This window comes from Paraburkholderia dilworthii, assembly GCF_000472525.1.
Lineage (GTDB): Bacteria > Pseudomonadota > Gammaproteobacteria > Burkholderiales > Burkholderiaceae > Paraburkholderia > Paraburkholderia dilworthii.
Genome location: NZ_AWZT01000094.1, coordinates 1 through 8,493, shown reverse-complemented (window position 1 = coordinate 8,493; position 8,493 = coordinate 1). Strand labels below are relative to the sequence as shown.

Genomic DNA, 8,493 nt, shown 5'->3' with positions numbered 1-8,493 from the left:
GGAGCGCCGGGGTTCCCTGCAGAACTTCCACTAGCCAATTTGCAACGGCAAGGAAAGCTGAAACCTTGGTTGGATTCGATGCTCGCGATGTCGTTGGACGGGAGAGCCTGCGTGTTTTCGATGGACCTTCGCTCAGGTNAGCGTTGCATCGGTCAAGTATCGCTCGTTCAACGAGATAAGTCGGCGAGCTGGAATCTGGCCTTTTGGTTGCGTCCTTCGTATTGGGGCAGAGGCTTGGCCATGGAAGCAGCTGCGGCTACTGTCCGATATGCATTCACCGTCATGGCAATACAGGAAGTCTGGGCAGGCGCTGCAACTTGGAATCAACGTAGCGTCAACACGCTCCTCAAGTTGGGATTGCATCAAATCGACTCAGGTGAAACATTAAAAGGTGAATCCGACTCATCAGACGCTATCCGCGCCTTTTCGATATCGCGCGATTGTTGGATGCGCGCATCCATTGACGATTCGACCCGAGTCCCATCCGGCGATCCAGTCGGAGACTACCCTCCCATGGATGACCGCAACGAGGATTGCTGACTGTGTCATCCGGCCCACGCGCTGTCGAGCATGGCTATCCAAGACCAAAGCAGCTATGTGATTCATATGAAACGGCACGCGGCCACAAGCCGCCGCCACCTCATTCATCGTCAACAATCCGGCACTGCCAGGCACAAGCCTCTGAACCCGCAGGAGTCAGTTTCCTGCGGGCGCGCCGAAGCTATGGCTGACCCGTCCGGCGAGACATGCTGCACGCCGGGCGCTCCGTGCGAATTTGCGGTTCCGGAGGCCGGACCACTCAGCACGAGGCACAAGAAGAAAGCACAAGCGGACACGCCGCCGCCGACGCATTGACCCAAAAGTGACAACTGATTCTTGTCAGTTGACGCAAAAAAATACTCGGCCTACAGTTAGCCCCATGGCAGATTCAGAATATGTACATCCCGGTGTGCTGGTCCGACAGCAGTGTCTCGAGCGCTTCGATCTAAGCGTCACGCAAGGCGCGGCTGCGCTTGGCGTGAGCCGACAGGCACTGACGAACCTTCTGGGCGGCAAGGCTGGTATTTCTCCTGAAATGGCCTTGCGCCTTGCCAAGGCGTTCGGTATTAGTGCGGAGACGTGGCTGCAGCGGCAAGTACTCCATGACCTGGAGAATGCGCGCAGACGCTTTCCCGAGTTAGACGTGGTGCAGATCGTGCCCGAGGTGCAATCGGCATTGTTTTGAGTATGACGCGTCGCAACCGTTCCTGTTCGTAGCGGCAACCGTCGCTTGCGAAGGGATTAGCTTTTATAATTTATTTCGCAGAACTATTCGATTTCGTTCGAAGGCGTCGTAACGTCCACTGTTCGAACCACGAAAGCAATGCGCAACAGCAAGGAGCAGTTATCCTGGTCAATCGTCGCTTCATTGCTTTTCTCGCGGGCAGCTTCCTGGCAAGCTTCGCTGGTTGGCTCAACTTTCTTACCATCCTGAGCATCGCCGCTTGGCGTTTCCAGGCTACGCCGGGCGACCTTGTTATGCTCAGTGCTGCATTGCTTTTGCCGTCCGTATTGCTTACGCGAGTCATCGAACGTGTCGTGTCGTACTGCCCGAGCCTGGTCGTGATTGTCGTAGCGCTGGGAGGAACCTTCTGCACGACGGTCTCGCTCATGCACGCAGGCAATCTCGTCGTCTTTCTGGCCGTGATCGGATTGAAATCTGCCGCGCTCGGCTTCGTCGATCCGGCGGAGATGCGTTACGTGACGAGTACGCTCAAAGATGAACAGCAAACCGATGCATTCCGCATGCTGTCCCTTGCCCAGAGCATTGCAAAAGTCGCCGCGCCAGCGGCAGGCGCAGCTTATGCCGCGTGGGCTGGAAATGATCATGCAATGCAGCTCTCGATGATCTTGATCGCGGCGGCAATGGGGTTGATGCTGTTGTCGACCTCGGGCCAAGTGGAAACTCGCTGTGCAAAGGTGAAGTCGGTCGCCGTTAAAACACGGCTGGACGGCCCGCTTCTTCCGTTGCTCTGTTGCATGACACTCACGGTCGCAATGTCAGCAGCGATCAACAACCAGTTTCCGTTGATGCTTCGGGAGCGCGGTTTCGATGCCTCGGTGCTCGGCCTGCTTGTGTCCTGCGCGGCGTTGGGCGGTGTCTCGGGAAGTTTGCTGCCAGTCCGCGAGCAGTCTGACCAGACTGGCCTTAGCTCAGTGTTTGCACCGGCAATCTTGTCCGCCGGAATATTCGTGGTGATCGGTGCGATCTTCAGGCTTCCGCTGTATCCTGCGCACTTTCTGCTTGGGGGCGCCTTCTTAATAACGGGGCTGGTTGGTGCGCGTTTAAGAATCCGTTGTCGCATGTATCTAGCCAGGCATTTTCCGTCGAATGTGGCTGGTGCGAGCGCGACGCTACAGTCGGGCACCATGCTCGCCCAGTTTCTGGCACCTTGCGGCGGAGCCGTGTTGACTACCTACCTGACGGCTAGCATTGTATTTTTGATACTCGGCGTGACTACCGCCATCGGACTCGGGTCCGTATGCGTCGTCCTCCACCGCAGAGTGCCTGAACAAATACCAAGGATGGCTGCAACAGAACGCATCGATTAGGTTAGGTACTAGAGTTAGCCGGACTTGTTGAACGTCCGCTTCGGAGGGAACTGAAGGACTGTACCGGGTCGGGCTGCGTCAGTCCTCTCTTCCAACTCATCGCTGGAAAGCGGCCAGTGGAATTCCGCTGCCCGGAAGCGGCCAGTCGTCAGTGCGTACTCTCGAGCCACTTCAGCCGTTCGGCGATAGGCGATCAAAAGGCAGCGTCCAACCCCTTACCCGACGCTGGCTACTCGCCACGACGGCATGCTCGGATGTTGCGCTATACTTGAATCCATGGACACGAAACCGACCTCGCTGAAACTGCATCGTTGGTGGCACGCCTGAACCGGCGGCCCGTTTCCCCTCGCATATTGCAAACGTGATGCCGCCAGTCTTGGCGGCATTTTCGTTTTCGCGCGCTGATGGCTGGTGATGTCAAAAATTTGAGAGCCCAGCCCATGACACGCGCAAACCGACCCACTATCTTGACCGGCGACCGGACCACTGGCCCGCTTCACCTTGGCCATTACATTGGCTCCTTGCATGCTCGCGTCCGGCTTCAGCACGAGGCACAGCAGTTCCTGCTTCTCGCAGACACACAGGCGCTGACCGACAATATCGGCCGGCATCAGAGGGTCACCGAGAATGTCCTCGAAGTAGCACTCGACTACCTTGCGGTGGGCATTGACCCGATGAAGTCGACAATCTTCATCCAGTCGCAGGTGCCAGAGTTGGCGGAGTTGTCTCAGTATCTGCTCAACCTTGTGACGGTCGCACGCCTCGAGCGCAATCCCACCATTAAAGAGGAAATTCGCCTGCGTGGATTCGAGCGTGACATCCCGGCTGGCTTCCTGACCTACCCGGTCAGTCAGGCAGCCGATATCACAGCGTTCAAGGCGACGCATGTGCCAGTGGGCGATGACCAGCTACCGATGATCGAACAAACCAACGAGCTGGTGCGTCGATTCAACAACACCGTCGACCGACCGGTTCTGGTCGAGTGTGAGGCTGTGCTGTCACAGGTCGCACGGCTACCCGGCATCGATGGCAAAGCCAAGATGAGCAAATCCCTCGGGAACGCCATCACACTAGGTGCCACCCCTGACGACATCTCGAAGGCGGTCAACAACATGTACACCGACCCAAACCACTTGCGAATCAGCGACCCTGGTCAGGTTGAGGGCAATGTCGTATTCACGTTCCTCGATGCGTTTGAGCCCGACCTGCAGAAGGTGGAGGAGCTCAAGACTCACTATCGCCGGGGCGGGTTGGGCGATAGCGTGGTCAAGCGGATGCTGAACGACCGACTCCAGTCGCTTATTGAGCCGATTCGCGCACGACGTCGCGAGTTAGCGGAAGACCGTGCTGAAGTGATTGCCATCCTGCGTCGTGGCACGATGCGCGCGCGGGAGGTGGCTGGACAGACGCTGTCGGAGGTTAAAAGCGCGCTAGGCTTGACCTACTTCGGGAATTGAAAGCGGCTTTCGGCTATGTCGGGCTGGCTCGGAGCGGCGACTAGCGACCGCTATCGGAGTGAAATTTGACGATTGAAACTCTCGTTGGGAGCGCGCGCGTGAACGGCTGGAGATGGCCGCGTTGAGGCAGTACGACTGGCAATTTGCTCGCCGGAAACCGGCCATTGCGCGGGGGCGGACGAGGCCTTGGTAATTCAAACTGGATGGAGGCCTCGACCGGCGGCTCTTGGCCGATCGTCGTCCGATGCTGATTGCATAGCATGCTTACGTGAGATCGAAGTGGCGTCGGACCTTCATCGACCCGAAGCGGTCTTTCAACCTGCCCGAAAGCGGACCTCACCATGATATCGTCGGTTCTCAACAATTCGAATATTCGCATCATGGCCAAATCTGACCTCATTAAAGCTGCGATTGCATTTCGGGAGTGGCAGAAGCCGTGGACGTTCGATTCGGTTGTATTGAATCAACTCTCCGATGATTCCGAAGGCCAGACCATGTTTCGGCAGATCTGGGCGGAGGCGTGCCGCTCCGACAAATGGCAGCAAGTGATATATCGAAATGCTGCGGTGCTTGCGATAGCTGGCTCAAGAATGGGTTTCCATGGCTACCTGATGAGGCACGTGCACAATTCGTGCGAGCCGCGTCGTTTCAATGGCGCTAATGCACTCTGCATATCCACGTTTAGCCTTTTCGAGCAGAACCATGGAAGAGCAATTAATAGCGGGCATGACAGTCAACGAACGCCGTTTCGGTTTGCTTGATCTTTTCGACGCTGCCGTGCGAGCCGAGACGTTCCAGCACTGGTGCAGGTGCTTGTGCAGGCAAAAACTCTCAGAAGAACAAGCCGCGCGGACGGCGAAGGCAGTAGCAGCCGATCCACAGCGATATGGATATTGAGTATGAAAAAATCGGTGTTGCTTCTTCTCGTGCTCGCCGTAGTCTCGTGGGTGATCTGTTATGCGTACATACCCAGCCCCATTCACTTCGGCTGGCTCGGAACCTTGCTCGCATCAGTCGCGGGAATACTCGCGACAATATCTGCTTACCAGACAGAAGAGATGGCACGTACTCGCGGCGGCGTCATATACAAGTCCAAATCGCCCATCCAGTTTCTCCTCGCGCACCTCTTGGTGGGCTTGTTCCTGACGGCTATTGCCCTCTTTAGCGTAATGGGTTGCCTTGGACACGCGAGTGGATCGTAGGAGTCTACAGGCCTAAATTGTCACAGATCGGTTGGCGGTGTCGACCGGCCGCTATTGGCCGATCGCCGTCCGATGCTGATTGCATAGCATGCGTACGTGAGATCGAAGTGGCGTCGGACCTTCATCGACCCGCTCCGGTCAGCCGACCTTCTCTAAACCGGTCAGTCAACCAAAGCCAAGCTTTGCGAGCCGAGTGCCATTCAGCGGACGTTCGCGACCTCACCCAATCGGCCAAGAACGGTCATTCGACAAGCCCGCATAAATTGTCGACAATTTTGGTTCGACGTATCCTCGCAAGTCAGTTGTTCGAAATCCCCAAACCGACGACCTATATAACCATTCGATGCAAGCAAAGCTCCGAATCGCCAGACCTGTCAGCGACATTTCCCGGTCTGAAAGCATGTATTGCGCGGCCCTCAACCTGGTCGTTCTGGCACGATTCCAAGATCATCAGGGGTTCGATGGGGTGATGGTCGGACGTTTCGGGATGGACTATCACTTCGAGTTCACGCAATGCCGCGAACACCCGGTAGCGGCCTCACCGACGCATGAGGATTTGCTGGTGTTTTATGCTCCGGACCGAGAAGAGTGGGAGTCGGCATGCGACCGGCTTGTCGACAACGGATTCGTTCGCGTCACGTCGTTCAACCGTTCAACCCGTATTGGGACGTGTCGGGCCAAACGTTCGCGGACCCCGATGGGTATCGAGTCGTCATGCAAAACGCGGTGTGGTCCTCGTAATGACCGTAGTGCAACCGGATGCCGGCTTAACGTTCCAAGCATTCATGCCGGCACTCACGGACGCCTCCGCACTCTTGGTTTTTTGAACTACAAGTCGAAAGGCGGCAACGAGCGCTGCGAATTCTGTTCAATGTGCTGCAATTTCGTTAAGCAGCGATGTGAGCACGTGGTCGGCCCATACCCCATTGATTCTTAGATAGGACCGAGCCAGCCCTTCGCGCTCGAACCCTAGCCGCTCTAGGAGCTGTGCACTACGAACATTTTCGGGCCTGAAGTTCGCCATTACCCTGTGCAATCCGACTTGATCGAAAATATAGGAGATTGCTGGTGTCAATGCTTCGCGCATCAAACCGCGCCCTTCAAACCGCTTTGCAAGCGAGAACCCAAGGTGACATGCCTGGAAGGGCCCGCGCACGATGTTGGTGAAGTTGCATTCTCCCACCATCTCTCCGTTTTCCGGCGAGATTAATAACAGATGCACTGCGTGTCCTGACGCGTTGTTATGCGCCATCGCGGACAGCCGCCGCGCGACTGATTGTGCTGCAAAAAAGCTGTCGGCTCGAACAGGCTCCCAAGGCTGCAAATGAGCGCGATTTTCAGTGCAGTATCCCTGCACCTCACGCACGAACTGCTCACAAGCCGGGGCAAGTTTCAGGCGTGCCGTTGATATTTGAGGTAGCGCATCGGGAAGGGCACTCGTCACATCGTTCTCCGTTGATGAGGGCGTGCGAGTATGTTCAGTCGGAGATTTTTCGTCAACAGTTCGTCTGGCGACGCACTAGTCAATGTCCGCTGTTGGAACAGCCAGCCGACTGCTTCGGGTCGGGTGCCGCCGATCGCAAATGGCGGTGCTCATCCCCCCTGCCGAAGTTTGCTGTCGGACCGTGGTCGGCCAACTCCGGTCAGTCGACGCCGCTACCAAATTGGCGACAATCAGAGAAAATTCCGGTCGTTCAAGGCACAGCGTCGAGTTCACTTCCTAACGTCAGCCAGTGACCGTGTCGCCGGACGGTCCCTTTCGAGCAGCCCGTATAACGCGCTATCCGACACCTCATCGCCATCTATCCAGCGATCGCGCAACAGCCCCTCACGGACAAATCCAAGTCGTTCGAGAAGACGCGCAGAAACTACATTGCGCGGGTCGATATCCCCCTCAATCCGACGTAAATTTAGCGAGCCGAACGCATGCTCGATTAGTGCTGTCATCGGCACCTGTAAATTGATACACCGTCGGCACTGAGGAATTGATACACCTCGACGAAGGGATAATGGCCGCTTTGAGCGGTGATGATCTCCTACGAGGGATATATGCAGATCAGGATATTGCACAACCAGGGTAAGAGCCTGCGTGCCATTGCTTGTGAGGTTGGCTGCTCGGTCAACACGGTGAGGAAGTATCTGGCGACGCAGGACGCGCCAACATTTCGACCCGCGGCGACTCCGCGCGAGTCGATACTGAAACCGTTCGAAGCCTATCTTCGGGAACGGATTGCGTCAGCGGCACCGGACTGGATTCCAGCGACAGTTCTGTGGCGCGAGATCCAGTCGCAGGGATTCGATGGCGGCGAGAGAATCGTGCGCAAGTTCGTTGCGACACTGCGGCCTGTACCGGCGCCCGACCCTTTGGTGCGATTCGAGACTGCCGCGGGCGATCAGATGCAGGTCGACTGGGTCGAGTTCCGCCGGCGCAAAGGAGCGAATCTGTTCGCATTCGTGGCCACTCTCGGCTATGCAGCAACGCAAACCGGGATCAAGGTGCGCTTCATCACCGCAGCAGACCTGCTGATGATATTGACTACGGCGCATCGACAGAATCAGCTGGCAGACGCGCTCAAACGGTTCGTCAACCCGTACCGGCTGTTGATCATCGATGAGATCGGGTACCTGCCGATGAGCCGTGAGCAGGCAAACCTGTTCTTCCAGGTGATCGCCAAACGGTATGAGCGGGGCAGTCTGATCGTGACCAGCAACCTTCCGTTCGGGCAGTGGGACCAGACGTTCGCCGATGACGCAACGCTCACTGCTGCCATGCTCGACCGGCTATTGCATCACGCTCACGTCGTGGCAATCCAGGGCGAGAGCTATCGACTACGCGACAAGCGACGCGCTGGACTGGTTATGAAGAGATCAGCTACAACGAGGGAGAACGCCGCCAACGGAATGCGCTCGGCACCGCAATAACACTACAACCCGGTGTATCAAATCTGAAGTGCCGATGCCGACGGAAACTGTAGTGCCGTTGACAGTGCGGAAGCCGCCTCATTCATATATCCGTTTCTCCAATGCACGCGTTGCAGACTAAAGCCTATTTCCGCGCGTTGACATTGCTCGTCCGCATGAAAGAGCATGCAAGTGCCGAGCAATTCGCTGGTTGTCTGCAATTCGACCGCGCAAACGANGTCCTCGCCGTCAGCTGATTTTTTTAATAGACGCGTGATGCGGTCCGCTGCCTGATCTAAGCGGGTCATCGCCGGAAACGAGAAGCGCATCGCATCTGCGTC

General features: G+C 56.8%; 9 protein-coding genes and 2 pseudogenes. 8 read left to right on the top strand and 3 right to left on the bottom strand.

Annotated features, from left to right (window positions below):
- The first annotated feature begins 39 nt into the window (after positions 1-39).
- The 7 genes and pseudogenes from F759_RS41820 (at position 40) to F759_RS45365 (ending at position 5,992) form a co-directional block, all read left to right on the top strand.
- A complete protein-coding gene (locus F759_RS41820; RefSeq protein ID WP_084534447.1) occupies positions 40-540 on the top strand; it encodes a GNAT family N-acetyltransferase in 501 nt (166 codons plus the stop codon).
- Between the two features lie 379 nt (positions 541-919).
- Positions 920-1,225: a HigA family addiction module antitoxin gene (locus F759_RS0134565; RefSeq protein WP_027803799.1), complete on the top strand. Its 306-nt coding sequence runs from the start codon at positions 920-922 to the stop codon at positions 1,223-1,225.
- Between the two features lie 293 nt (positions 1,226-1,518).
- Complete coding sequence (locus F759_RS0134560) at positions 1,519-2,592, top strand: MFS transporter (protein WP_027803798.1); 1,074 nt, start codon at positions 1,519-1,521, stop codon at positions 2,590-2,592.
- A 440-nt stretch (positions 2,593-3,032) separates the two neighbouring features.
- Entirely contained in the window at positions 3,033-4,049 is a 1,017-nt protein-coding gene (gene trpS, locus F759_RS0134555) for a tryptophan--tRNA ligase (RefSeq protein WP_027803797.1), read from the top strand.
- A gap of 380 nt (positions 4,050-4,429) precedes the next feature.
- Positions 4,430-4,810, top strand: a complete 381-nt coding sequence (locus F759_RS41815) for a hypothetical protein (protein ID WP_244438996.1) — start codon at positions 4,430-4,432, stop codon at positions 4,808-4,810.
- Positions 4,811-5,594: 784 nt separating this feature from the next.
- A pseudogene (locus tag F759_RS45370) lies at positions 5,595-5,855 on the top strand (VOC family protein); the annotation flags it as partial.
- Complete coding sequence (locus tag F759_RS45365; protein ID WP_407668571.1) at positions 5,852-5,992, top strand: hypothetical protein; 141 nt, start codon at positions 5,852-5,854, stop codon at positions 5,990-5,992. The pseudogene F759_RS45370 and the gene F759_RS45365, both read left to right, overlap by 4 nt.
- A gap of 127 nt (positions 5,993-6,119) precedes the next feature.
- On the opposite strand, the gene F759_RS0134540 is transcribed toward F759_RS45365, so the two are convergent.
- Positions 6,120-6,695: a GNAT family N-acetyltransferase gene (locus F759_RS0134540; RefSeq protein ID WP_027803795.1), complete on the bottom strand. Its 576-nt coding sequence runs from the start codon at positions 6,693-6,695 to the stop codon at positions 6,120-6,122.
- 269 nt (positions 6,696-6,964) lie between these two features.
- A pseudogene (locus F759_RS44705) lies at positions 6,965-7,195 on the bottom strand (GNAT family N-acetyltransferase); the annotation flags it as partial.
- Between the two features lie 84 nt (positions 7,196-7,279).
- Between F759_RS44705 and F759_RS45095 the strand changes: the two are divergent.
- On the top strand, positions 7,280-8,173 hold the full coding sequence (locus F759_RS45095; protein ID WP_051377584.1) for an ATP-binding protein: 894 nt from the start codon (positions 7,280-7,282) through the stop codon (positions 8,171-8,173).
- A gap of 17 nt (positions 8,174-8,190) precedes the next feature.
- On the opposite strand, the gene F759_RS39650 is transcribed toward F759_RS45095, so the two are convergent.
- Positions 8,191-8,481 (bottom strand): GNAT family N-acetyltransferase, encoded by a 291-nt coding sequence (locus tag F759_RS39650; RefSeq protein ID WP_084534448.1) that lies wholly within the window; start codon positions 8,479-8,481, stop codon positions 8,191-8,193.
- Between the last annotated feature and the right edge of the window lie 12 nt (positions 8,482-8,493).